The sequence below is a fragment of the Halomonas pelophila genome (assembly GCF_040196315.1).
Classification (GTDB): domain Bacteria; phylum Pseudomonadota; class Gammaproteobacteria; order Pseudomonadales; family Halomonadaceae; genus Halomonas; species Halomonas pelophila.
The window spans coordinates 217,244-241,687 of record NZ_JBEGCI010000001.1 but is presented as its reverse complement, the minus strand read 5'-3'; the positions used below and the strand labels follow the sequence as shown (position 1 = coordinate 241,687).

General features: G+C 68.6%; 25 protein-coding genes. 13 read left to right on the top strand and 12 right to left on the bottom strand.

What is annotated here, in order from left to right:
• Positions 1-3: 3 nt before the first annotated feature.
• The 7 genes from nosZ to ABE957_RS01080 all read left to right on the top strand — a co-directional run bounded on the left by nosZ (position 4) and on the right by ABE957_RS01080 (position 6,849).
• Entirely contained in the window at positions 4-1,878 is a 1,875-nt protein-coding gene (gene nosZ / locus ABE957_RS01110) for a TAT-dependent nitrous-oxide reductase (RefSeq protein ID WP_349756802.1), read from the top strand.
• A 58-nt stretch (positions 1,879-1,936) separates the two neighbouring features.
• A complete protein-coding gene (locus ABE957_RS01105; protein ID WP_349756801.1) occupies positions 1,937-3,283 on the top strand; it encodes a nitrous oxide reductase family maturation protein NosD in 1,347 nt (448 codons plus the stop codon).
• On the top strand, positions 3,280-4,224 hold the full coding sequence (locus ABE957_RS01100; protein WP_349756799.1) for an ABC transporter ATP-binding protein: 945 nt from the start codon (positions 3,280-3,282) through the stop codon (positions 4,222-4,224). The genes ABE957_RS01105 and ABE957_RS01100 overlap by 4 nt, the downstream gene beginning before the upstream one ends.
• On the top strand, positions 4,221-5,045 hold the full coding sequence (locus ABE957_RS01095; RefSeq protein WP_349756797.1) for an ABC transporter permease: 825 nt from the start codon (positions 4,221-4,223) through the stop codon (positions 5,043-5,045). Before ABE957_RS01100 ends, ABE957_RS01095 begins: the two co-directional genes overlap by 4 nt.
• A 28-nt stretch (positions 5,046-5,073) precedes the next feature.
• Complete coding sequence (locus ABE957_RS01090) at positions 5,074-5,616, top strand: nitrous oxide reductase accessory protein NosL (protein WP_349756795.1); 543 nt, start codon at positions 5,074-5,076, stop codon at positions 5,614-5,616.
• A 265-nt stretch (positions 5,617-5,881) separates the two neighbouring features.
• Positions 5,882-6,472, top strand: coding sequence for a hypothetical protein (locus tag ABE957_RS01085; RefSeq protein ID WP_349756794.1), 591 nt, complete (start codon positions 5,882-5,884; stop codon positions 6,470-6,472).
• Between the two features lie 11 nt (positions 6,473-6,483).
• Positions 6,484-6,849 (top strand): DUF6164 family protein, encoded by a 366-nt coding sequence (locus ABE957_RS01080; RefSeq protein ID WP_349756793.1) that lies wholly within the window; start codon positions 6,484-6,486, stop codon positions 6,847-6,849.
• A 106-nt stretch (positions 6,850-6,955) separates the two neighbouring features.
• On the opposite strand, the gene ahpF is transcribed toward ABE957_RS01080, so the two are convergent.
• The 3 genes from ahpF to ABE957_RS01065 form a co-directional block, all read right to left on the bottom strand.
• Positions 6,956-8,509: an alkyl hydroperoxide reductase subunit F gene (gene ahpF, locus ABE957_RS01075; RefSeq protein ID WP_349756792.1), complete on the bottom strand. Its 1,554-nt coding sequence runs from the start codon at positions 8,507-8,509 to the stop codon at positions 6,956-6,958.
• Positions 8,510-8,680: 171 nt separating this feature from the next.
• Positions 8,681-9,244 (bottom strand): alkyl hydroperoxide reductase subunit C, encoded by a 564-nt coding sequence (gene ahpC / locus ABE957_RS01070; protein ID WP_349756791.1) that lies wholly within the window; start codon positions 9,242-9,244, stop codon positions 8,681-8,683.
• Positions 9,245-9,386: 142 nt separating this feature from the next.
• Positions 9,387-9,779: a ribonucleotide reductase subunit alpha gene (locus ABE957_RS01065; protein ID WP_349756790.1), complete on the bottom strand. Its 393-nt coding sequence runs from the start codon at positions 9,777-9,779 to the stop codon at positions 9,387-9,389.
• Between the two features lie 567 nt (positions 9,780-10,346).
• Between ABE957_RS01065 and ABE957_RS01060 the strand changes: the two genes are divergently transcribed.
• Both ABE957_RS01060 and ABE957_RS01055 read left to right on the top strand, forming a co-directional pair.
• Positions 10,347-11,930, top strand: a complete 1,584-nt coding sequence (locus ABE957_RS01060) for a BCCT family transporter (protein ID WP_349756942.1) — start codon at positions 10,347-10,349, stop codon at positions 11,928-11,930.
• A 256-nt stretch (positions 11,931-12,186) separates the two neighbouring features.
• On the top strand, positions 12,187-12,720 hold the full coding sequence (locus ABE957_RS01055) for an invasion associated locus B family protein (protein ID WP_349756789.1): 534 nt from the start codon (positions 12,187-12,189) through the stop codon (positions 12,718-12,720).
• Positions 12,721-12,810: 90 nt separating this feature from the next.
• Here ABE957_RS01055 and mntP read toward each other — a convergent pair whose 3' ends face one another.
• From mntP to ABE957_RS01010, 9 genes are all read right to left on the bottom strand, one after another.
• The gene (mntP, locus tag ABE957_RS01050; RefSeq protein ID WP_349756788.1) at positions 12,811-13,386 is read right to left on the bottom strand and encodes a manganese efflux pump MntP; all 576 of its coding nucleotides are present in this window, start codon (positions 13,384-13,386) and stop codon (positions 12,811-12,813) included.
• A 278-nt stretch (positions 13,387-13,664) separates the two neighbouring features.
• Positions 13,665-15,980, bottom strand: a complete 2,316-nt coding sequence (locus ABE957_RS01045) for a heavy metal translocating P-type ATPase (RefSeq protein WP_349756787.1) — start codon at positions 15,978-15,980, stop codon at positions 13,665-13,667.
• Positions 15,977-16,234 (bottom strand): hypothetical protein, encoded by a 258-nt coding sequence (locus ABE957_RS01040; protein ID WP_349756786.1) that lies wholly within the window; start codon positions 16,232-16,234, stop codon positions 15,977-15,979. Before ABE957_RS01040 ends, ABE957_RS01045 begins: the two co-directional genes overlap by 4 nt.
• Before the next feature lie 133 nt (positions 16,235-16,367).
• Positions 16,368-17,141: a glutaredoxin family protein gene (locus ABE957_RS01035; RefSeq protein WP_349756785.1), complete on the bottom strand. Its 774-nt coding sequence runs from the start codon at positions 17,139-17,141 to the stop codon at positions 16,368-16,370.
• Between the two features lie 161 nt (positions 17,142-17,302).
• Complete coding sequence (locus ABE957_RS01030) at positions 17,303-18,073, bottom strand: copper resistance protein B (RefSeq protein WP_349756784.1); 771 nt, start codon at positions 18,071-18,073, stop codon at positions 17,303-17,305.
• Between the two features lie 37 nt (positions 18,074-18,110).
• Complete coding sequence (locus ABE957_RS01025) at positions 18,111-19,934, bottom strand: copper resistance system multicopper oxidase (RefSeq protein WP_349756783.1); 1,824 nt, start codon at positions 19,932-19,934, stop codon at positions 18,111-18,113.
• A gap of 82 nt (positions 19,935-20,016) precedes the next feature.
• Positions 20,017-21,351 carry an ATP-binding protein gene (locus ABE957_RS01020; protein WP_349756782.1) on the bottom strand — a complete coding sequence of 445 codons (1,335 nt, stop codon included), beginning with the start codon at positions 21,349-21,351 and terminating at the stop codon, positions 20,017-20,019.
• Positions 21,332-21,997 (bottom strand): response regulator transcription factor, encoded by a 666-nt coding sequence (locus tag ABE957_RS01015; protein WP_349756781.1) that lies wholly within the window; start codon positions 21,995-21,997, stop codon positions 21,332-21,334. The genes ABE957_RS01020 and ABE957_RS01015 overlap by 20 nt, the downstream gene beginning before the upstream one ends.
• A gap of 10 nt (positions 21,998-22,007) precedes the next feature.
• Positions 22,008-22,496, bottom strand: coding sequence for a cupredoxin domain-containing protein (locus ABE957_RS01010; RefSeq protein WP_349756780.1), 489 nt, complete (start codon positions 22,494-22,496; stop codon positions 22,008-22,010).
• A gap of 208 nt (positions 22,497-22,704) precedes the next feature.
• Here ABE957_RS01010 and ABE957_RS01005 point away from each other — a divergent pair, with 208 nt between their 5' ends.
• From ABE957_RS01005 to ABE957_RS00990, 4 genes are all read left to right on the top strand, one after another.
• Entirely contained in the window at positions 22,705-23,322 is a 618-nt protein-coding gene (locus ABE957_RS01005) for a Spy/CpxP family protein refolding chaperone (protein ID WP_349756779.1), read from the top strand.
• A gap of 108 nt (positions 23,323-23,430) precedes the next feature.
• A complete protein-coding gene (locus ABE957_RS01000) occupies positions 23,431-23,733 on the top strand; it encodes a hypothetical protein (protein ID WP_349756778.1) in 303 nt (100 codons plus the stop codon).
• 77 nt (positions 23,734-23,810) lie between these two features.
• Positions 23,811-23,963, top strand: a complete 153-nt coding sequence (locus tag ABE957_RS00995) for a hypothetical protein (protein ID WP_349756777.1) — start codon at positions 23,811-23,813, stop codon at positions 23,961-23,963.
• Positions 23,960-24,400: a DUF411 domain-containing protein gene (locus ABE957_RS00990; protein ID WP_349756776.1), complete on the top strand. Its 441-nt coding sequence runs from the start codon at positions 23,960-23,962 to the stop codon at positions 24,398-24,400. Before ABE957_RS00995 ends, ABE957_RS00990 begins: the two co-directional genes overlap by 4 nt.
• The last annotated feature ends 44 nt before the right edge of the window (positions 24,401-24,444 follow it).

Below are 24,444 nucleotides of genomic sequence, written 5' to 3'. Positions count from 1 at the left end.
ACCATGGTAGACAAGAAAAAAGAGATCGAAAGCCTCGGCCGCCGCCACTTCCTGCGTAATAGCGCGGTGACCGGCGTCGCCGGCGCCGGCCTCGCCGGCGGCTTCGGTGCCAGCGCGCTGATGAGCAGCCGCGAGGCGCACGCCGCCGAGAACGGCATCGAGATCGCCCCCGGCGAACTCGACGAGTACTACGGCTTCTGGAGCGGCGGCCACCAGGGGGAGGTGCGGGTACTGGGCATCCCCTCCATGCGCGAGCTGATGCGCATTCCGGTCTTCAACGTCGACAGCGCCACCGGCTGGGGCATCACCAACGAGTCGAAGCGCATCCTCGGCGACTCGTCACGCTTCCTCAACGGCGACTGCCATCATCCGCACATCTCCATGACCGATGGCAGCTACGACGGCAAGTACCTGTTCATCAACGACAAGGCCAACACCCGGGTGGCGCGCATCCGTCTCGACATCATGAAGACGGACAAGATCACCAGCATTCCCAACGTGCAGGCGATCCACGGCCTGCGCCTGCAGAAGGTGCCGCACACCAAGTACGTCTTCGCCAATGCCGAGCTGCCGATCCCGCAGATCAACGACGGCCGCGACCTGGAGAGCCCGGAGAATTACTTCACCATGTTCAACGCCATCGATGCCGAGAGCATGGACGTGGCGTGGCAGGTGATCGTCGATGGCAACCTCGATAACACCGATGCCGACTACACCGGCCGCTTCGTGGCCTCGACCTGCTACAACTCCGAGAAGGGCATGACGCTGGCCGATACCATGCGCGCCGAGCGCGACTGGGTGGTGGTGTTCGACGTCGAGGCCATCGAGGCCGCCGTGGCCGCCGGCGAGTTCGAGACCCTCGGCGACAGCGAGGTGCCGGTCCTCGACGGCCGCAAGGGCTCGAAGCTGACCCGCTACATTCCGGTGCCCAAGAACCCCCACGGCCTGAATACCTCGCCGGACGGCAAGTACTTCATCGCCAACGGCAAGCTCTCGCCGACCTGCTCGATCATCGCCATCGACAAGCTGCCCGAGCTGTTCGACGACACCATCGAGCCCCGCGACGCCGTGGTCGGCGAACCGGAGCTGGGCCTGGGACCGTTGCACACCACCTACGACGGTCGCGGCAACGCCTATACCACGCTGTTCATCGACAGCCAGGTGGCCAAGTGGAACATCGAGGACGCCATCCGCGCCTATAACGGCGAGGACGTGAACTACCTGCGCCAGAAGCTCGACGTCCACTATCAGCCGGGCCACAACCATGCCAGCCTCACCGAGTCCAAGGACGCCGACGGCAAGTGGCTGGTGGTGCTCTCCAAGTTCTCCAAGGACCGCTTCCTGCCGGTGGGTCCGCTGCACCCGGAGAACGATCAGCTGATCGACATCTCCGGCGAGGAGATGAAGCTGGTCCACGATGGCCCCACCTTCGCCGAGCCCCACGACTGCATCCTGCTGCGCGCCGATCAGCTCAACCCGAGCCGGACCTGGACGCGCGACGATCCGTTCTTCGCCGAGACGCGTGCCATGGCCGAGGCGGACGGGGTCACCCTCGAGAGCGACAACAAGGTGATCCGCGACGGCAACCAGGTGCGGGTCTACATGACCTCGGTAGCCCCGCAGTTCGGCCTGACCGAGTTCAAGGTCAAGCAGGGCGACGAGGTGACCGTGGTGGTCACCAACCTCGACCAGGTGGAGGATCTGACCCACGGCTTCGTGATGGTCAACCACGGCGCCTCCATGGAGATTGGCCCGCAGCAGACCTCCAGCGTCACCTTTACCGCCGACAAGCCCGGGGTGTACTGGTACTACTGCTCCTGGTTCTGCCATGCCATGCACATGGAGATGACCGGCCGCATGCTGGTCGAGAAGGCCTGATCGCCAGGCCTCGTGACAAGGGGCCGGGCACGCCCGGCCCCCTTTCCCGGAGAGACGCATGACCCGACGACAGACTCGCGTCGTCCCCCGACTGTTTCTTGTCGCCTGGCTGCTCGCGTGGCTGCCGGGCGACCTGCTGGCCGCCGACTGGACGGCCCGCCCCGGCGAGCCGCTGCAGCCGCTGGTCGACCAGGCCAGCGGCGGCGACCGCCTGATGCTGCCCGAAGGCCGCTACCCCGGCCCCGTGACCATCGACCGTACGCTGACCCTCTCGGGCGAGCCGGGGGCGGTGATCGACGGCGGCGGCGAGGGTCACGCCATGGTGCTCGCCGCCCCGAGCATCGTGCTCGAGGGCCTGACCATCGAGAACTGGGGTGCCAACCTGACCGAAATGGATGCCGGCATCTTCGTCGAGGAGCGCGCCGCCGGCAGCGTGATACGCGACTCGCGCCTCACGGGCCCCGCCTTCGGCATCTGGCTGGACGGCGTGAGAGACGTGCAGGTCCTCGACAACGTCATTCGCGGCGACGCCACGTTGCGCTCCCAGGATCGCGGCAACGGTATCCACCTGTTCAACGTCGTGGATGTCCGGGTGGAGGGCAACGACATCCGCCGCACCCGCGACGGCATCTACATCGATACCAGCCGCGACAGCCTGCTGCGCGGCAATCACATGGAAGACCTGCGCTACGGCGTGCACTACATGTACGCCCACGACAATCGTCTGGTGGACAATGTCACCCGGGACACCCGCACCGGCTTCGCCCTGATGCAGTCCAAGCGGCTGACGGTGATCGGCAACCGCTCGGATAACGACCGCCACTACGGCATCCTGATGAACAACATCACCCACTCCACGCTGCGCGACAACCGCGTCACCGGCATCCAGCAGCGCCGGGATGCCCAGGGCCAGGGGCTGGTCAGTGGCGGCGAGGGCAAGGCGCTGTTCGTCTACAACGCCCAGTACAATCGCTTCGAGGGCAACCGCTTCGCCGACAGCGACATCGGCATCCATCTCACCGCCGGCTCCGAGGACAACACGGTGGTGGGCAACGCCTTCGTCGACAACCATCAGCAGGTAATGTACGTGGCCACCCGCACCCAGGAGTGGTCCGAGGCGGGCCAGGGCAACTACTGGAGCAACTACCTGGGCTGGGATCTCGCCGGCGACGGCATCGGCGACACCCCCTTCGAGCCCAACGATGCCATGGACCGTCTGCTGTGGCGCTACCCGGTCGCCCGCCTGCTGATGGACAGCCCCGCGGTGCTCGCGCTGCGCTGGATACAGCGCCAGTTCCCGGTGTTCCGCCCCCAGGGGGTCAAGGACAGCGCCCCCCTGATGACGGAACCCGACACGGCTGCCCCCGGCTCGAATCACCACAACCTCGGAGACGCCGACGCATGACCGCGGTGATCGATTTTCAGGGCGTGACCAAGCGCCACGGCGACCTGGTCCGCCTCGACGCCCTCGACCTCTCGGTCAACGAGGGCGAGGTGCTGGCCCTGCTCGGCCACAACGGCGCCGGCAAGACCACCATCATGCACCTGATCCTCGGGCTGCTCTCGCCCAGTGCCGGGCGCGTCTCGGTGCTCGGTGGCGCCCCCGACGGCCCCCATGCCGAGACCCTGCGCCGACGGCTGGGCTACCTGCCCGAGAACGTCAGCTTCTACGAGCAGCTCAGCGGCCGCGAGGTGCTCGACTACTTCGCCCGCCTCAAGCGCGTCGATCGCCGCCAGGTCGAGGCACTGCTCGAGCGGGTCGGCCTGGGCCCCGCCGCCCACCGGCGCGTGAAGACCTACTCCAAGGGCATGCGCCAGCGCCTGGGGCTGGCCCAGGCGCTGCTCGGCGAGCCGCGCCTGCTGCTGCTGGACGAACCCACCACCGGGCTCGACCCCGCCGCCACCCGCGACTTCTACGACACGGTGCGCGAGCTGCGAGAGCGGGGCTGCACGGTGCTGCTCTCCTCCCACATGCTCCCCGGGGTGGAGCCCTACATCGATCGCGCCCTGATCCTGGGCGGGGGACGACGCCTGGCGCTGGGCGACATGGAGGCCCTGCGCCGGCAGGCGTCGCTGCCGCTGACCATCCGCGCCTGGGGGGCCATGCGCGACGACGACTGGCGGCAGGGCTGGGAGGATCCACGTATCGAGGCCAGGCCCGTCAACGGGCACGAAGTGACGCTCTCGGTGCCCACCGACGCCAAGCTCGCCGTGCTGCGCCGCCTGACCGCCCTGCCCGGCGTGCAGGACATCGAGCTGCTGCCACCGACCCTGGAGCACCTCTACACCCACTTCTCCGCGGCGCCGCCTGCCCCGCGGGGGCCCGCCTCGGGAGACGCCCGATGACCGCCATCCTGACCATCGCCGGCAAGGAGTTCCGCGACGGCCTGCGCAACCGCTGGGTGCTGGCCATCGCCCTGGTGCTGGCCCTGCTGGCCGTGGGCATTGCCTGGTTCGGGGCCGCGGCCAGCGGTGGGCTGGGCTTCACCTCCCTGGCCACGACCCTGGTCAGCCTGGCCACCCTGGCGGTGTTTCTGATTCCGCTGATCGCCCTGCTGCTGGCCTACGATGCCGTGGTGGGCGAGCAGGAGGCCGGCACCCTGCTGCTGCTGCTCACCTACCCCATCAGTCGCACCTCGCTGCTGCTCGGCAAGTTCCTCGGCCACGGCCTGATCCTCGGGGCCGCGACGACGCTGGGCTTCGGTATCGCCGGGGCGGTGATCGCGCTGGCCGCCGATGGCGTGCCGCTCCCCGAACTGGTCACCGGCATGGGCCTGCTGATCGCCAGCAGCGTGCTGCTGGGCTGGGTCTTCATCGCCTTCGCCTACCTGATCAGCGTCTGTGTCACCGAGAAGGCCCGGGCCGCCGGCCTCGCCCTGGTGGTGTGGTTTCTCTTCGTGCTGGTCTTCGACCTGGGGCTGCTGGCCCTGCTGGTCAGCGTCGAGCAGGGCGGCGACTGGCTGCCCTGGCTGCTGCTGCTCAATCCCACCGAGTGCTTCCGACTGATCAATCTGGCCGGCTTCGAGGCGGCCCGCAGCTACATCGGCCTGACCGCCATCGCCGAGGGCGGCGCCTTCCAGCCCGCCGTGCTGGTGCCGATCCTGATGGCCTGGATACTGGTCCCGCTGGGCCTGGCCCTGCTGCGTTTCCGCCACCGTTCGGCCTGAGGCCACCCCTGCGCTCCGGAGTCTTCCCATGCCCCGTTTATCTATCCTGCTGACGCTGCTCCTCGTGCTGCTCACCGGGTGCAGCGAGTCCGGTCCCGAGACCCTCGCCGCCCCGGTGCCCCTCGAGGACGGCGACAGCTGTCACGTCTGCGGCATGCTGATCCAGACCTTTCCCGGCCCCAAGGGCGAGGCCTTCCTGAAGGGGCAGGAGGCGCCGAGCAAGTTCTGCTCCACCCTGGAGCTCTTCACCTTCCTCAAGCAGCCCGAGAACGAGACCCGCCTCTCCCACGCCTATGTCCACGACATCGGCAAGACGACCTGGGAGCAGCCCGCCGACGAGGCCTTCGTGTCGGCCAGCGACGCCTGGTACGTGGTCGGCCACGACCGCCGCGGCGCCATGGGCCACACCCTGGCCTCCTTCGCCGAACGCGGCGATGCCGAGGCCTTCCGCGACGAGCATGGCGGCAGGCTGGTGGCCTTCGATGAGATCGATCTCGACCTGCTGGGGCGCCTGGGGCGCGGCGAGCTAGGCGGCACCATGGCCAACAGGGACGCGCACAGCGCCCACTGAGCGAGGCGGCCCTGTCACCGGTAGGGCTATCGCCGTTAGCATTGTCGCTCGAAGCTGATCCGTCGACAGGTCTGCGAGGAGGCGCTGTGGACCCGTCCCTGGGCGCTACTTTTGCCCTCCTTGGCAAAAGACCTCCTCTTTGACCTGCCCCCGGCGCTCCTCGTGATATCCAACTGCACTTGCCCTGCTACCACCGGCGGAGCGCAAGACAGCCCCGCCGCGCCATGCTAGCCTCGGGCACCTCCCGGTCCGAGGAAGCCCCGTCATGCCGCGCCGTTCCCGTCTCACCCCGCCCCTGCTGCTGGCGCTATTCTTTACGCTATGCCTGCTGCTGGCCGGCCCCGCCGCGGCCACGAACTACAACACCAGTGACACCCGGGCCCATGGCGGCTGGCACTCCCTGGCCCTGTCGCTCGGCGAGGCGCGCCACTTCCGCGCCATCGACCAGCAGAGCTACGGCGATTCAATCTTCAGCGTCAACGCCAGCGCCGGGGCCTGCGACCTGCCCTGGCTGGAGCTTCGCGTGGAGCTCGACGCCTACCAGCCCGAGAGCGCCACGGTGAACCGTGTGCCCGCCGACCTGCGCGTCGATCATGCGCCCATCCACAGCGGCCGTGCCGCCTTCGTCACCGAGCGCGGCGACCGCGGCTTCTACGTGCGCATCGCGCTGCCCGAACTGGACCTGCTGCTCGACGAGATGGCAGACGGCGAGCTGCTGCGCCTGCGCATCATGCGCGGCGAGGACGATCCCTGGTACATGGCCTTCGACCTGACGGGTGCCGGCGAGGCGATCGCGCGCATGCGCCGCCTCTGCGCACAGGCGCCCGCCCCGGGCGGCGACGAACGCAACGACTGACGGAGGGCACGATGGCCAAACTGCTGTTTCACCTGGGCAACGTGCCCGACGAGGAGGCCGAGGAGGTGCGTCGGCTGCTCGACGAGCACGCCATCGCGACCTACGAGACGCGGGCCGGCTTCTGGGGGCTCGGCGTGGCGGCCATCTGGCTGCGCGACGAGGCCCAGCGCGAGCAGGCCCGGTCGCTGATCGACGCCTACCAGCAGACACTCGGCGAGCGGATGCGCGACGAGCACGCCCGCCTCGCCGCCCAAGGCGAGGCGCCGACCCTGTGGCGGCGCCTCAAGCGCCGGCCGATCCGCACGCTGCTGCTGGCCCTGCTGGTCGCCGGCGTGCTCGCCGTCTCGCTGCTGCCCTTTCTCTGGCTGCACGGCTGAGCGCCGGCCACTGGGTCGATTTCTGGACTGAACAACGACAACGCCCCCGCCGGCAGGGCCGGCAGGGGCGGCGTGACGTGCCCGGGCGACTGGCACCCGGCCGCGATCAGCTGCGGATCAGGTGATCGAAGGCGCCGAGGGCGGCCTTGGAGCCCTCGCCCATGGCGATGACGATCTGCTTGTAGGGCACGGTGGTCACGTCGCCGGCGGCGAAGATGCCGGGGATCGAGGTCATGCCGCGGGCATCGACGACGATCTCGCCGCGCTCGGAGAGCTCGATGGGCGACTCCTTGAGCCACTCGGTGTTGGGCACCAGGCCGATCTGCACGAAGATGCCCTCCAGCTCGACCCGGCGCAGCTCGCCGGTGGCGCGCTCCTCATAGGTCAGGCCGTCGACACGCTTGCCGTCGCCATTCACCTCGGTGGTGCGGGCACCGAGGATGATCTCGACGTTGGGCAGGCTCCGGAGCTTCTTCTGCAGCACCGCGTCGGCGCGCATCTCGTCCATGAACTCGATCAGGGTGACGTGGCCGACGATGCCGGCCAGGTCGATGGCCGCCTCGACGCCGGAATTACCGCCGCCGATCACCGCCACGCGCTTGCCCTTGAACAGCGGGCCGTCGCAGTGAGGGCAGTAGGCCACGCCCTTGTTGCGGTACTCGGCCTCGCCGGGCACGCCCATCTCGCGCCAGCGGGCGCCGGTGGCGAGCACCAGGGTCTTGGCGCGGAGGCGGGCACCGGACTCGAACGCCACCTCGTGCTCCTCGCCCGGCTGGCCAGGCACCAGCTGGACAGCCCGCTGCAGGTTCATGATGTCGACCTCATACTCCTTGACGTGCTCCTCCAGCGCCGCGGCCAGCTTGGGGCCCTCGGTGCGGGGCACGGAGATGAGGTTCTCGATGCCCATCGTATCGAGCACCTGGCCGCCGAAGCGCTCCGCGGCCACGCCGGTACGGATGCCCTTGCGCGCGGCATAGACCGCCGCCGCGGCACCGGCAGGACCGCCGCCGATCATCAGGGTGTCGAAGGTGTCCTTGTCGTTGAGCTTGGCGGCCTCGCGCTTGGCGGCGCCGGTGTCCACCTTGGCGAGAATCTGCTCCAGGCTCATGCGCCCCTGGTCGAAGGGCTCGCCGTTGAGGTAGACGCTCGGCACCGACATGATCTCGCGCGCCTTCACCTCGTCCTGGAACAGCGCGCCGTCGATGGCCACGTGATGGACGTTCGGGTTGAGGATCGCCATCAGGTTCAGCGCCTGGACCACATCCGGGCAGTTCTGGCAGGAGAGCGAGAAGTAGGTCTCGAAGCGCATCTCGCCGTCGAGACCCTTGATCTGCTCGATCACCTCCTCGGAGGCCTTGGGCGGATGGCCGCCGATCTGCAGCAGCGCCAGCACCAGCGAGGTGAACTCGTGACCCATGGGAATGCCGGCGAAGACCACGCCGCTCTCCTCGCCGGGACGGTTCAGGGCGAAGGACGGCGTGCGGGCATCCTGGCCGTCGAGCTTGAGGGTGATCTTGTCGGTCAGCCCGACGATGTCGGTCAGCAGGCCGTGCAGTTCTCGGGACTTGTCGCCATCATCGAGGGACGCGACGATCTCGAACGGCTGAGTGACCTTCTGCAGATAGGCGTTGAGCTGGCTTTTCAGATTGTCGTCCAACATGACAGCGGCATTCCTTCATGTTCGGGTGTCGGGGCGGAGGCATGAGGGTGCCGTGGCTGCCCGCGCGGGGCGCCTCGGTTTACTCAAGCTTCTGAATCGGGACCCGGGCAGGGGATGCCCGGGTGGGGACAGGCGAGGCCGTGAGGGGCCTCGCCGGCAGGGGCAGATCGCTTAGATCTTGCCAACCAGGTCCAGAGAGGGAGAGAGGGTCGCTTCGCCTTCTTCCCACTTGGCCGGGCAGACTTCGTTCGGGTTGGCGCGCACGTACTGGGCGGCCTTGACCTTGCGCAGCAGCTCTTCGGCGTTACGGCCGATGTTGCCGGCGTTCAGCTCGATGATCTGGATCTTGCCGTCCGGGTCGACCACGAAGGTGCCGCGCTCGGCGATGCCCGCGTCCTCGATCAGCACCTCGAAGTTGCGCGAGATGGCGTGAGTCGGGTCGGCGATCATCGGGTAGGTCAGCTTGTTGATGGTCTCGGAGCTGTCGTGCCACGCCTTGTGGGTGAAGTGGGTGTCGGTGGAGACGCTGTAGATCTCGACGCCCAGCTTCTTGAACTCTTCGTAGTTGTCGGCCAGGTCACCCAGCTCGGTCGGGCAGACGAAGGTGAAGTCGGCCGGGTAGAAGAAGAAGACGCTCCACTGACCCTTGAGGCTCTCGTCGGACACGTCGACGAATTCGCCGTTGTGGTAGGCGGTGGCGTTGAACGGCTTGACTTCGGTGTTCAGCAGGGACATTCGGTGATGCTCCTTTCGACTTTCGTTGAGTGATTGGCGGCGATACGAGGCGCATGGTAGCCCGTATCTTTTGATAGCGTAAATTGAATGGTGCCATGGATCTGATAATTCAACCCTATGACCCATGGTAAGGGGGGGGGGGTCAGCCGAGGCTCACCGCCTCGCCCTGGCGGTCGAAGGCCAGGAAGGACGCGACATTGCCCATCTTCAGCGACTCCACCATGCGGTTGAGGTGCTGCTCGGCCTCTGCCTCGGCGTTCTGGCCGGCCAGGGCCGCCACGAAGACGATGTCCCACTCGGCGCCGGTCTCGCGGGACTCCGCGACCAGCGCCGCCATGTCGGTCAGCTCCTCGGGGGCCTTGTCGACGCAGACCACCGGGGGCAGCACGCCGCCCTCGCCCTCCTCGAAGCGGCGCCGCTGCTCCTCGCTGGGGTGGTCGGGCAGTTCGGCGCGGGTGAAGACGAACAGCAGGCGCTGGGGCTCGGGCTGAGCGCGCGCCTCGTCCAGCAGGTCGGCATAGCAGGAAATGGCCACGGGGCCTCCTCAAGATGACATGACGGGTGTGGGGCTGACGGGTATGGGACTGAAACGTATAGGGCTGAGAAACATGTAGAGCAGCGTAACGGGCCGCCCCCGCTTCGTGAAGGGGGATCGCGGCCCGCGCGATCCCGTGTCGCGCTTAGCCGTCATCGTGGCACCGGCCGCCGGCGCCGAGCGTTGAGGCCTCAAAGTGGCATTTTTCCTGGCGAATCCTCAGACTAAATCGGCTATTCGGACTCACAGATCGTGACGTAGAGAAACCTTAGCTAACATAGTTCTAGAGACAGCCCGCAAGGAGTCCCGAACATGTTCAAGACAATCATGGTCCCCGTGGACGTGGCACACACGGCACTTGTACAGCCTTCCATCGGCCTCGCGGCCGCTCTCGCCGGGCGATAGCAGCCCGACACTCGCCACGTCGGCGTGACCGCGAATACGTGCGCGCGCCCCTTTCGTTCACCCATCGGAGATTTCCCCGTGGAAAATGACTCCCCCAATGCGCCCAAGGGCAAGGCTGCCCCCGTCTCTGACGGCGTGCCCAAGCCGGAAGGCCCGGCGAACATGATCGATACCGACTACGTGATCGGCCAGGACAACGTGACCACTCGCCGATTCGGCCTCGACGTCGATCTGCACGGCAAGGTGTTCTCGATATCCGCCCTGACGATCCTGTTCTTCGTCTTCATCACCCTGGCCCTGCAGGACCAGGTCGAGCCGATCTTCGATGCGGTCTTCGCCTTCCTGACCGGCAACATGTCCTGGTTCTTCCTGCTCGCCGCCAACGTCTTCGTGATCCTCGCCGTGGGGCTGATCTTCACGCCCCTGGGCAAGATCCGGATCGGCGGGGCGCACGCCACGCCGGACTTCAGCTACACGGGCTGGTTCGCGATGCTGTTCGCCGCCGGCATGGGCATCGGCCTGATGTTCTATGGCGTCTCGGAGCCCTTGACCCACTTCGGTACCGCTCTGGGCGGCACCAGCATGGAGAACGGCGCGCGGACCGACTGGGCACCGCTGGCCGCCGCCGCCGGTGACACCGACGGGGCGATCTCGCTGGCCATGGCGGCCACCATCTTCCACTGGGGCCTGCACCCCTGGGGCATCTATGCGGTGGTGGCACTGGCCCTGGCGCTGTTCTCCTTCAACAAGGGCCTGCCGCTGACCATGCGCTCGATCTTCTACCCGATCCTGGGTGAGCGGATCTGGGGCTGGCCGGGCCATGTGATCGACATCCTGGCGGTGTTCGCGACCCTGTTCGGCCTGGCGACCTCGCTCGGCCTGGGGGCCTCACAGGCGTCTGCCGGCCTGGGCTTCCTGTTCGACATTCCCAACAACAACGTCACCATGGTGCTGCTGATCATCGGCATCAGCGCAGTGGCGCTGCTGTCCGTCATGGCCGGTGTCGACAAGGGCGTGCAGCGCCTCTCCCAGCTCAACATGGTGCTGGCCTTCCTGCTGCTGGCGTTCGTGATTGCCGTCGGCCCGACACTGGCCATCGCCACCGGCTTCTTCGAGAACCTGAGCGCCTACCTGGTCCACCTGCCGGCGCTGTCGATGCCCTTCGGGCGTGAGGATGCCAACTTCAGCCAGGGCTGGACCGCCTTCTACTGGGCCTGGTGGATCTCCTGGTCCCCGTTCGTCGGCATGTTCATCGCCCGCGTCAGCCGCGGCCGCAGCGTGCGTGAATTCCTGATCGCCGTGCTGCTGGTGCCGTCGCTGGTCTCGGTGCTGTGGATGACCGCCTTCGGCGGCACCGCCATCGATCAGGTGATCACCGACAACTTCCAGGGCGTCAAGGATGCGGCGCTCGAGCTGCAGCTGTTCACGATGCTGGGCCAGCTGCCGCTGACCTCGATCACGTCGTTCGTGGGGATCATCCTGGTGATGGTGTTCTTCATCACCTCCTCGGATTCCGGCTCGCTGGTGATCGACTCCATCACCGCCGGCGGCAAGGTCGATGCGCCCAAGCCGCAGCGCATGTTCTGGGCCATCATCGAGGGCGTGATCGCCATCGCCCTGCTGCTGGGTGGCGGCCTGGCCGCGCTGCAGACGGCGGTGATCACCACCGGCCTGCCGTTCACGCTGGTCCTGCTCGCGGCCTGCTACGCCATCATCAAGGGACTGCTCTCCGAGCCGCGAGGCTGACCCTGGCCTTCCCCGGCCGTGCCGGGGAAGGGCCACTTCCTTCACCGGGGCGCGATGCGCGAGCCAGGCTCGCGCATCGCGCCCGCACATCGAGTCCGGGCGGCGTCCGGGCTCGACCTCGCCAGGCCGAACAGGCATGGTTGTGCTCTCGCTTCGGGATTCTCGCCGCGATGGAGTTCTTCTCCGCAGCGGGCAAGACCCGAACGCCGCGCCCCACCGAGCATTGATGGCCCCGAAGGCCAAGGAGGAAACACCGATGTCGAACCGTCTGACCCGACGCCTGTGCACGACCCTGCTGCTGTCGCTGCTGGCCGTCGCGCCCAGCGCCTTCGCCCAACAGGCGACGCCGGGCGCCGCCGGGGCCAATGTCCAGACCGAGCAGTTCCGCGACTGGCAGGTGCTCTGCCCGCCCGAGGGCAACCAGGGCCCCTGCACCATGAGCCAGCTGGTCACCAACCCGAACAGCAACGATCCGCTGATGCGGGTGATCCTGGGCTACCCGCCGGAGCTCGAGGGTCGCCCGGCGATGACCTTCCTGCTGCCGCTGGGCGTGCGCCTCGCCGCGGGCCTGCAGCTGAGCGTGGGCGGCGGCGAGCCGGCCCAGTTCCCCTATCAGGTCTGCCTGCAGCAGGGCTGCCGCGCCGACCTGCCGGTGCCGCCGTCGCTGCTCAGCGACCTGCGCGGCGGCAGCAGCGCGACGCTGAGCCTGGTCGGCCCGCGCGGCAACCGCATGGACCTGGACATCTCGCTGATGGGCTTCACCGACGCCAGCGCGCGCATCGCGCCCTGAGCGAAGGACGGCCCAGAGACGCCAACGCCCCGGCACCAAGCCGGGGCGTTTCGTTTGCGAGGACCGGCGGGATGCGCCGACTGGCCGGGCCTACCAGAGGCCCATGTGATCCTGCAGGATGGCGGTGCCGATGCCGATCAGCACGACGCCGCCGAGCAGCTCCGCCCGCTTGCCGATCAGCGCCCCGAGGCGGCGCCCCAGCATCACCCCCAGGGTGGCCATCAGGGTGGTGGCCAGGCCGATGGCCAGGGCGGTGACCAGGATGTTGACCTCCATGAAGGCCAGGCCGATCCCCACGGTCAGCGCATCGATGCTGGTGGTCACCGCGGTGGCGACCAGCAGCCAGCCGCCATGACGGCGCGGCTGCTCATTCGCCTGCGCTTCCGGCTCGGGGGCGGAGAGGCCGGCGAGGATCATGCGCCCGCCCAGCAGCAGCAGCAGGGCGAAGACCACCCAGTGGTCCCAGGCCTCGATATGCCGCGAGGCCCCGTAGCCCAGCACCCAGCCGATCAGCGGCGTCACGCCCTCGATCACGCCGAAGATCAGCCCCGTGCGCAGCGCCTCGCGAAAGCGGGGCTGGCGCAGCACGGCGCCCTTGCCGATGGCGGCGGCGAAGGCATCGGTCGACATGGAGAAGGCCAGCAAGGTCGTGGAGAGCAGCGTCATCCTGTATCACATCCTGGCCGGGCGAACACCACGACGGCACGGCGCGCCCGGCCTGGGGCACCGCACCATCGATGGTCTCGCCAACCCGGAGGTACACCTGCCACGGCATCTGGCCGACTGTGTTGACAGGCATGCTCACGCTGACCGTGAACCGGCTACTCCCCAACGAGGGTAGGGAGGATCGGCGGGGTGTCCCGCCGTCCTCGGTGGGGGAGTATATCAAGTCTCGATGTTGCCATGCAGCAGGCGGGGGCCGTCGATGGCTCGATAGCGCAGCGTCAGCCCGCCTTCAGGGCCACCATGCGCAGTCGCAGGGCATTGGCGATCACGCTGACCGAGGAGAGCGACATGGCCGCCGCCGCGATGATCGGCGACAGCAGCAGGCCGGTGACGGGATAGAGGATGCCGGCGGCGATCGGCACCCCCGCGGCGTTGTAGACGAAGGCGAAGAAGAGGTTCTGGCGGATGTTGCGCATGGTGGCCCGGGACAGGCGGTGCGCCTCGACGATGCCGGTGAGGTCGCCGCGCAGCAGGGTCACGCCGGCGCTCTCGATGGCCACGTCGGTGCCGGTGCCCATGGCGATGCCCACGTCGGCGGTCGCCAGGGCCGGCGCGTCGTTGACGCCGTCGCCGGCCATCACGACGATCCGTCCCTCCTCGCGCAGCCGCTGCACCACGCGCCCCTTGTCCTCGGGCAGCACCTCGGCCTGCACTTCGTCGATGCCCAGGCGGCGGGCCACGGCCTCGGCGGAGGTGCGGTTGTCGCCGGTGAGCATGACGACGCGGAGTCCGTCGGCCTGCAGCGCGCGAATGGCCTCGCCGGTGGTCTCCTTGACCGGATCGGCAATCGCCACCAGGCCGGCCAGACGCCCATCCACGGCGGCGAAGATCACGGTGGCACCATCGCCCCGCAGCCGCTCGGCCTCGTCCTCCAGCTCGGCCAGATCCACCGACTCGCTCTCCATCAGCAGGCGATTGCCGAGGGCGACACGCCGCTCCTCGACCCGGCCCACCACGCCCTTGCCGTTGGGCGAATCGAAGTCCGTGGCCTCGGAGAGCGCGAGCCCTTCCTCCTTGGCCCTGTCGACGATCGCCTGCGCCAGGGGGTGCTCGCTGCCGCGTTCCAGCCCCGCGGCCAGCCGCAGCAGCTCGGCGTCGTCGCCGCCCGCGACCGGCCGCAGCTCGGTCACCCGCGGCTTGCCTTCGGTCAGGGTGCCGGTCTTGTCGACCACCACGGTGTCGACCTTCTCCAGGCGCTCCAGCGCCTCGGCGTCGCGGATCAGCACCCCGGCCTGGGCCCCACGTCCCACGCCCACCATGATCGACATCGGCGTCGCCAGCCCCAGGGCACAGGGGCAGGCGATGATCAGCACGCTGACCGCAGCGATCAGGCCGAAGGCCATGGGCGGTGCCGGCCCCCACAGAGACCAGGCGATGAAGGCCACCACCGCGACCAGGATCACCACCGGCACGAAGACGCCGGCCACCTTGTCGGCCAGCCCCTGGATGGGCGCGCGGCTGCGCTGAGCGTTGGCCACCATCTGCACGATCTGCGACAGCATGGTGTCGCGGCCCACCTTGTCGGCGCGCATGATGAAGGCGCCCTGGCCGTTGATGCTGCCACCGATCACGCCGTCCCCGGCGGCCTTGCGCACCGCCAGCGGCTCGCCGGTGACCATCGACTCGTCGATGTTGGAGCGCCCCTCCAGGACCTCGCCGTCCAGCGGCACCTTGTCGCCGGGACGCACCCGCAGGTGATCCCCCACCTGGACCTGGTCGAGGGAGACCTCCTCCTCCTGGCCCCCCTCGTCGAGGCGTCGGGCGGTGGCCGGGGCCAGGTCGAGCAGCGCACGGATCGCCCCCGAGGTCTTCTCCCGGGCGCGCAGCTCCAGGACCTGGCCCAGCAGCACCAGCACCACGATCACCGCCGATGCCTCGAAGTAGACGGCCACCGAGCCATCGGCCTGGCGGAAGGTCGCGGGGAAGATGCCCGGCACGATCGTCGCCAGCAGGCTGTAGACCAGCGCCGCTCCGGTGCCGATGGCGATCAGCGTGAACATGTTGAGGCTGCGCCGCTCGAGGGAACGCCAGCCACGAACGAAGAAGGGCCAGCCCGCCCAGGCCACCACCGGCGTGGCCAGCACCAGCTGGATCCAGTTCGACACCTGCGGGGCGATCAACGGATCGAGGTCGACCAGGTGCCCGCCCATCTCCAGCACCAGCACCGGCAGGGCCAGCACCAGGCCGATCCAGAAGCGCCGGGTCATGTCCTTCAGTTCTTCGGAAGGTCCGCTATCGGCGCTGACCGTCTCGGGCTCCAGCGCCATGCCGCAGATGGGGCAGTCGCCGGGGCCCTCCTGACGAATCTCGGGATGCATCGGGCAGGTGTAGATCGTGCCGGGCGGCGCCGGCTCGGAGGGCGCATCGTCGCCCTGAAGGTAGGCGTCAGGGTCTCCTTCGAACTTCTGCCGGCACCTGGCAGAACAGAAGTACCAGGTCTTCCCTTCGTGGGAGGCGCGGTGTTCGGCCTGGTGAGGATCGACCTTCATACCGCATACGGGATCCGTCACCTCATGCGCGTGTTCCTGAGTCATGTTCCATCCTCCCTGTTGCTATACCCCTTCGCCTCATGCGAAGGAGCATGGTGGTCGGCGTCTTGTGCGGGACGCCCGGAAAGAAACACGTATTCCGCGACCAGAATGACGGCCATGGCACCCGCGGCGACGAGCAGCACCAGGGGATCGGTGATCGCCTTCACCCAGAGGAAGCCGCTCAGCACGACCAGGTCCAGCGCGATGGCCCCGGTGAGCGAGAGGCTGTTGGCCTGATACTCGGGCAATCTATCCATGCGCACCTCATCTCGTCATGGGACGCGGCACCGCCCGCGTCCGGGTGAACCTCTTGGCCGCCGACACGCCCGGGCGATGTTCCCACCTCGACATGCGGCACCTCCCATCATCGACGACCGGGGCTGCTTCGCGTCACAGGATGAGCGACTTCAGGGGCATCCACAGCCCCATGCCGATCATGACCAGGTTCTCGGTCAGCGAGACGAAGCCCAGGGGAACGTTGCTGTTGCCGCCGACACAGGCGCACTTCAGCTCGCGCTTGTCGAGATAGACGGCCTTGAAGACCGAGACGGCGCCCACCGTGCCGATGAACAGCGCCAGGGGCGCGGCGAGCCAGATAAAGGCGCCGGCCAGCATCAGTACCCCGGCCAGGGTCTCGGCGAAGGGGTAGACGTAGCCGTAGCGGACGTGGCGCTGGGCGAGCAGGTCGTAGTTGAGGAACATGGTGCTGAAGCTTTCGACGTCCTGCAGCTTCTGGAGCCCCAGCAGGGCCATGGCGGTGGCGACCGCATATTCCACCATGCGCCCCGAGACGAGGGTGCCGTCGGCCGTCCAGCTCACCGCCAGGCCGATCAGCAGGGCGGTCGCGAAGATGGCGATGACCGGCTGGTAGCTGGTCTCCTGCTCGCCGGGCACGCGCATGCCGAGATACTCGCGGACCTCCTCGTAGCCCCCCACCCGCGTCTCGCCGATGTAGACCTGGGGCGTGGTGTCGACGCTGGCCTCCTCCTTGAACGCCTCGATCGCCTCGCGCGAGTCGAGGGTATGGTCCTCGACCCGGTAGCCCTTGCGCTGGAGCAGGTCCAGGGTCTTCAGGCCGAACGGGCAGAGGTGCTCGTCGGTCTGCATGCGGTAGAGGTGCGCGGTCTCGAGCGTGGAAGACGATGCCGAAGTAGCGTGGCTCATGATCATCGGTCTCCTTGCCAACACGAAGTGCTCGACGGGGCGCGCGCTTCTCGCCACCAGGGGGCACGACTCGCCCCCGGCAAGAGCGGCGCCCGTCACGATATCCCTAGCCTAGAACCCTTGCGTGACCCAAGGGTCAAGGCGGAGCGCGCCGCGGCGGGTCACAGCAGCAGCCGGACCCCGGCCACGACGCCGCTGTCCTCGGTGGCATCGCCGTCGGCCCGGGACAGGTCGGCGGTATCGCCATACTGCTTCTCCCAGTAGGCCCCCAGGTAGGGCGTGACGCGTCGTGTCACCGCATAGCCCAGGCGCAGGCCGAGACGCACCGAATTGAGCCCCTCGCCGACGCCGAATTCCTCGACCTCGCTGGCGGCCAGGAGGATCTCGGTGCGCGGCTGCAGGCTGAGGCGCTGGGTCAGGTGCAGGTCGTACTCACCCTCGAGGCTCGCCGAGAGATCGCCCGCGTCGCTGAGGCGCAGCGCCGCGTCGGTCTCGATGCCGTAGGGCATCACCCCCTGCAGGCCGACCACGCCATAGCCGCGCTCGGCGTGGTCGTCCGAGACCACCCCGCCCTGATAGCCCAGGCCGCCCTGCAGCTCCCAGAAGTCGGCGATCAGCCGGCTGTAGCGCAGCTCCAGCGATTCGAATTCGGCGTCCTCGCCGTCGCCCTGGACGTTCTCGCCCTCCGACTTGAGGTAGACCCGGTTGACGTCGCCGCCGTACCAGGCCTGCAGATCCCATACCAGGGCCTGCGGCCCCTCATCGGGCAGGGCATACTCGAGGCGGTCGACCAGCACCATGCCCAGGGGATGCTTGACCATGGGGGGCGGCCAGTCGGCGGGCGCGGCATAGCCATCCTCGGCCTGGGCGGCGGGCAGCGCCAGCAGGGCCAGGGCGCCGCCGGTCGCGATCATGAGGTGTCTGGTGTTCATGCGTTCTCCTTGCGAAACCTGATGGACGAGAGCGGGCTCACGAGACCTGGACGACCCGGAACATGCCGGCCTTCATGTGGTAGAGCAGGTGGCAGTGGAAGGCCCAGCTGCCCTCGGCATCGGCGGTGATCAGCGCCGAGACGCGCTCGCCGGGCTTGACGTTCAGGGTGTGCTTGCGGGGGATGAGCGCGCCGTGGCCGTTCTCGAGCTCCATCCACATGCCGTGGAGGTGGATCGGGTGCTCCATCATGGTGTCGTTGACCAGGACCAGGCGCAGGCGCTCGCCGTGCCGGAAGTGCAGGGGCCCGGTCATTTCGCTGAAGGTCTTGCCGTCGAAGGACCAGATGTAGCGCTCCATGTTGCCGGTGAGGTGAAGCTCCAGCTCGCGCTCGGGCTCGCGGCGGTCCGGCCAGGGGGTGAAGGCCTTGAGATCGCCGTAGACCAGGGTGCGGCGCTCACCCGGCGTGATGCCGATGCCCGCCTGGCCATAGCGCGAGCCCGGCTGTGCCGTGCCGGCCGCCAGCAGGCCGTTGGCGCCCAGCCGGCGGCGCTCCCCGGCCATGCCCGCCATGGTGCCGTGATCCATGCCCGGCATGCCCTGGGCGCCGGCGGTGCCCGTGCCCGCCATGGCGCCGTGGTCCATCCCCGCCATCCCTTCGACGCCAGAATCCTCCATGCCCGCCATGGCGCCATGATCCATGCCCGGCATGGCGTGGGCGCCCATCGCCTCCATGCCACGATCGGCGATGGTGCGACGCTCGGGGAGTGGCGCGCTCATGCCCTCGCGGGGCGCCAGGGTGGCACGGGCGTAGCCGCTGCGATCCATGGTCTCGGCGAAGATGGTGTAGGCCGTGTCGTCCTCGGGGGCGACCAGCACGTCGTAGGTCTCGGCCACGCCGATGCGGAACTCATCGACGGGGACCGGCTGCACGGGCTGGCCGTCGGCCGCCACCACGGTCATCTTGAGTCCCGGGATGCGCACATCGAAGTAGGACATCGCCGAGCCGTTGATCACCCGCAGGCGGATCCGCTCGCCGGCCTTGAACAGCGCCGTCCAGTTCTCCTCGGGGGCGTGGCCGTTGAGCAGGTAGCTGTAGGTGCTGCCGGTGACGTCGGCGATGTCACGGGAGCTCATGCGCATCTTCGCCCACATGCTGCGCATCTCGGCGGTGGCGGCGAAGCCCTGCTCGCGCACGTCGGCGAAGAAGTCGGCGACGGTGCGCTCCTGGTCGTTGTAGTAGCCCTCGGCAGTCTTGAGGTTGCGAAAGACCGCCATCGGGTCCTCGAAGGTCCAGTCGGTGAGCAGCAGCACGTGCTCGCGGTCGTAGCGGAACGGCTCGCGCTTCGCGGCATCGATGATCAGCGGACCGGCATGGCCCAGCTGCTCCTGCAGGCCGGAGTGGCTGTGGTACCAGTAGGTGCCGTTCTGGCGTACCGGGAAGCGGTAGGTGAAGGTCTCGCCGGGGGCGATGCCGGCGAAGCTCACCCCCGGCACGCCGTCCATGCCGGGCGGCAGGATCAGGCCGTGCCAGTGGATGGAGGTGGGCTCCTCGAGCAGGTTGGTGACCTTGAGCACCGCCTCCTGCCCCTCCCGGAGGCGAATCAGCGGCCCGGGACTGGTGCCGTTGATGGTCATCGGCCGGGCCGAGCGGCCGTCGATCGGCAGCGTCTCCTGGCGGATGGCCAGCGCCACCTCGGGCCCCTCCTCCGCGCCCTGGGCATAGACGCTGCTGCGCCCCCAGGGGTCGGCCCAGCTGGGGCCAACCCCCAGGGCGGCGGCCGAGCCCAGGCCCAGCGCCGCCCCGCCCTTGAGGATCTGCCGACGCGTCAGCGGGTGATGGATGACTCCGGAACCTGGCATGGGGGGAACTCCCGTCGATGGCTGATGCCGCCATCCTGACGGACCAAGCTGAATCGCCGCTGAATCGCGCGCGACGAGACGATCAGGGCGGGCTCGCCTCGAGCGGCACCCTGATCGTCACGCGCAGCCCGCCCAGGGGGCTCGGCGCGAAGTCGACCCGCCCCGCGTAGCGGGCCAGCAGCTGGTGCAGGATCGAGAGCCCCAGGCCGTAGCCGGGACGGCGCTCGTCCAGGCGGGTGCCGCGCTGCCCCAGGCGCGCCAGGTCCGCCTCGGCCACCCCCGGCCCGTCGTCCTCGACGCGCAGGGTGAGGCCCTGCGCCAGGCACAGCCGGCAGTGGACCTCGCCGGCGGCCCACTTGCCGGCGTTGTCCAGCACGATGCCGAGCATCTCGGAGAGATCCTGGGATTCGATCGGGACCCGAAGATCCCGCTGGGCGGGCAGGTGCAGGTCGAAGCGCGTGTCGGGATAGAGGGTGCGGAACATCTCGACCAGCCGCGTGCCGTCGCGGCGAAGCTCGGCCATCTGCCCGGCCTGGGGGCCGGCGATTCGCGCGCGGCGCAGTTCGGCATCCAGCTGGCCGTGCACCGCCTCGAGCCGCTCCACCATCCGCCGGCGACGGGTATCGTCGATGGGGCGCGCGCCGCGCAGCACCTGGGTGACCGCCGCCAGCGGCGTCTTGAGGGCGTGGGAGAGGTTGGCCACCGAGTCGCGGGAGCGCTGCAGGCGGGCGTCGATCTCGTCCATGAAGTGGTTGAGCTGGACGACCAGGCCGTCCAGCTCGGAGGGCACGTCCGGGGAGAGCCGCTCGCGCTCGCCGCGGCGCAGCTCCCCCAGCTGGTCGCGCAGCCGCGTGAGGGGGATCAGCCCCCGATTGACCGCCAGCAGGTTGAGCGCCACCAGCATCACCAGCACCGCCGCGGCGATGCCGCCGACCCACCAATGCAGCCGGTGGAGGCCCGCCTCGACCTGGGAGAAGTCCTCGCCGATCAGCAGCACGCCGGGCTCGCCGTCGAGCATGAACGCCTGACGATGGACCAGCAGATGCTGGCCATCCTCCCGCACCTCGACCAGGCGCCTGGTCGAGGTCTCGAGCAGCGGCTCCAGCGCCGCCTGCCAGTGCGGGTCGGAGGCCGACAGCTCGTCACCGAGGCGCAGCACGTAGAGATGGTGGAAGACCTGGAAGCCGCGACTGGCCGACTCCAGCACGCCGGCAATGCCGCGCTCCTCGCGGCGCAGCTGCTCGATGGCGTGGGCCGCCTCGCGCTCCAGGCGCGCGCCGAGGAAGTCGCGGGCCAGGTCGTTGAGCAGGATGCCGTGCAGGAGCCAGGTCATCCCGGTCACCACCAGGGCGATGCCCGACAGCCAGGCGAGCAGCCGAACGCGCAGACTGCGCCGATCAACGCGCCACGAAGACATAGCCCTGGCCGCGTCGGGTCTGGATGATCGCCTTGCCGAGGTAGCGCCGCAGCCGCGCGATGTAGACCTCGATGAGGTTGGGTGCCGCGGCGTCCTGCTCCAGGGCGTAGAGCTGATGGAGCAGCTGCTCCTTGGAGAGCACCCGCCCGGGGTGGTGCATGAAGTAGCGCAGCAGCAGGAACTCGGTGCCGGTGAGCGACTGCCAGGGGCCGTCGTCGAGGCGCACGCAGCGATTCGCCTCGTCCAGCGAGACGCCGCTCTGGGTCAGCTGCTGGGAGAGTCGCCCCGACTTGCGGCGCAGCAGCGCCATGATCCGGGCGATGAGCTCGGCGTCGTGGAAGGGCTTGGTCAGGTAGTCGTCGGCGCCGCTTTCGAGGCCGATCACCTTGTCTTCCCAGGTGTCGCGGGCGGTGAGGATCAGCACCGGCAGGTCATGGCCGGCCTGGCGCCACTGCTTCAGCAGCGCCAGTCCCGAACCGTCCGGCAGGCCGAGATCGAGGATCGCGAGCTCGTACTGCTCGGTGGCCATGAGCGAGCCGGCCACGTGCAATGACGTGGCCAGATCCGTGCGATAACCGTTGTCCCTGAGGCACTCGACCAGGCTCTCGGCCAGCAGGTCGTCATCTTCGAGAAGCAACAGTTTCATGGATGGTGCATCACCCCTGGAGATCGATGTTACCCGACATGCCGGACTCGTAGTGGCCGGGGATGTTGCAGGCGTATTCGAGGCTATCCACATTCTGGGGGGCGGTCCAGACGAGTTCGGCGCGCTCTCCCGGGGCGAGGGTCACGGCGGGCATCTGGCCGCCGTGCTGTCCCTCGGCCATGTCGTGACCGCCATGCCCTTCGTGGCCATGGCCGCCGCTCATCTGCTGCATCATCTCGCGGTGAGCCGCCTGCGCCTCGGCATCGCCGATCACGAACTCATGGGCTAGATTACCGGTGTTGGTGATCTCGAAGCGGATCGTGGCACCGGGCGCCACGTCCAGCGATTCGGCGTCGAACCACATGTCGCCCGCCTCGAGGCGGATGGTGCGGTCGATCTCGGCGTTGCCGGCCGGCGCATGGGAACCACCGTGCTCGCCGGCGGCGAAGGCGGTGCTGGTGACGAGCCCCAGGGTCAGGGCCAGTAGCGTCTTGCGCATCGCGGGTACCTCTCGCGTCGTATCGGGGAGTGTCCGTTGTACCCTAGCAACCTGAAACGAGACTGAAACCGGGTATCGATATCGGGCCCCCGCGAGATCCTTGACCTCTGGGCGACCCAATGGTTGTAAGCTCATAACGAAAGTTGCCAGCGTCTTCCCCTCAGGGGGAGTCGACGTTCCTACCATACGCACGATGAGGAGAACGATCATGGTCAAATACCAACGAGTCATCGCCATCGCCCTGGCCGCCGGCCTGAGCATTGCCGCCAGCGGTGCCGCTTCCGCCCAGGGCACGCCACAGGGCGGCCAGGGCTACATGGGACCCGGCATGATGCAGGGCGGCCAGGGCTACATGGGCCCCGGCATGATGATGGGCGGCCAGGGCGGCATGGGGCCCGGCATGATGATGGGCGGCCAGGGCGGCATGGGCCCCGGCATGATGATGGGCGGCCAGGGCGGCATGGGCCCCGGCATGATGATGGGCGGCCAGGGCGGCATGGGCCCCGGCATGATGATGGGCGGCATGGCCGACCTGCTCGACGAGGAGCAGCTGGGCACCCTGCGCGAGATGCGTCAGCAGCATCGCACCACCCACTTCGCGCACATGGGCGAGATGATGAACCTGCGCGACGACATGGCGCTGCTGATGCGCGCAGAGCGCCCGGATCCCGAGGAACTCCAGGCACTCCAACGCCAGATGGCCGAGCTGCAGGGCGAGATGATGGCGGACCAGGTGCGCCTGCACAATCAGCTGCAGGATCTGCTGACCGACGAGCAGCGTGAGCAGCTCAAGCAGCGCACCCCCGGCCAGCAGCGCCAGCCCTGATCCCGCCTCTCGGCGGGCCCCGCCGGCGACGCGGCCATCCCTTGCGCTGGATCAAGATGGCCGGTCGCCCATTGGGCCCACAATGAGGCGACCACGACGAGGTAACCCATGACCGCACCGGCTCGACACCCGCATCCCCGACGAGGCCAACGCCTGCTGGCGCTGCTGCTCGCGGTGCTGCTGTCGGTGGCGAGCCTCTCGGGCCACGCGGCGATGGACGCCTGCGCCAACGACTGTTCGGTGCCCCAGGCCGAGATGCTGGCGGGCGGTGACGCCGACTGCGGCGCCTGCGCGGCCATGGCCGCCGTGCCTCTCATCGCCGCCAGCGCGGCCGACACCCTGGCCGACACCGCCGGCCCGGCACTGGTCGACTTCATTCCCCTGCCGGCCCGGCCCCCTCCCAGACCCTGACGGCACCTTCGCGCCTCGGTGACGCCGGCCTCTCGCCCGCCACCGGACCTTTCCGCACTCTCGTCAGGAGTCACACCATGATGACCACCGACTGCTTCGCCCTGATGGGCTCCATGGGCTGGATGGGCTGGCTGATGCCGCTCGCCGTCCTGCTGCTGCTGGGCCTCGGCATCGCCTCCCTCGCCAAGTACCTGTTCACGTCGCACCGTTCCCGGGAGGATCGCTCATGAGCCGCCTCACCCCGCCGCTGCTGTTGTCCGCCGCCCTGCTGCTGGGTGCCGGCACCGCCCAGGCCGCCCTGCCGACCCAGGCCACGCTCTACAAGAACCCGCAGTGCGCCTGCTGCGACGGCTATGCCCGGCACCTCGAGGCGCTGGGCGTCGAGGTCACGGTGGTCGATGACCGGCCGCTCGGCCAGGTCAAGCAGGCCACCGGCGTGCCCTACGGGCTCGGCTCCTGCCACACCGTCACGATGGGCGACTACGTGATCGAGGGCCACGTGCCGATGGCGGCCGTGGAGCGGCTGTTCGAGGAGCGCCCGGCGATCGACGGCATTGGCCTTTCGGGCATGCCCGTCGGTACCCCCGGCATGCCCGGCCCCCAGCGCTCGCCCTACGAGGTCTACCAGTTCACCGACCGCCAGGACGCGCCCTTCATGACGCTCTGACGCGGCCTTTAACGCCACTCTTAGCAGCCACCCAACGAGATCGC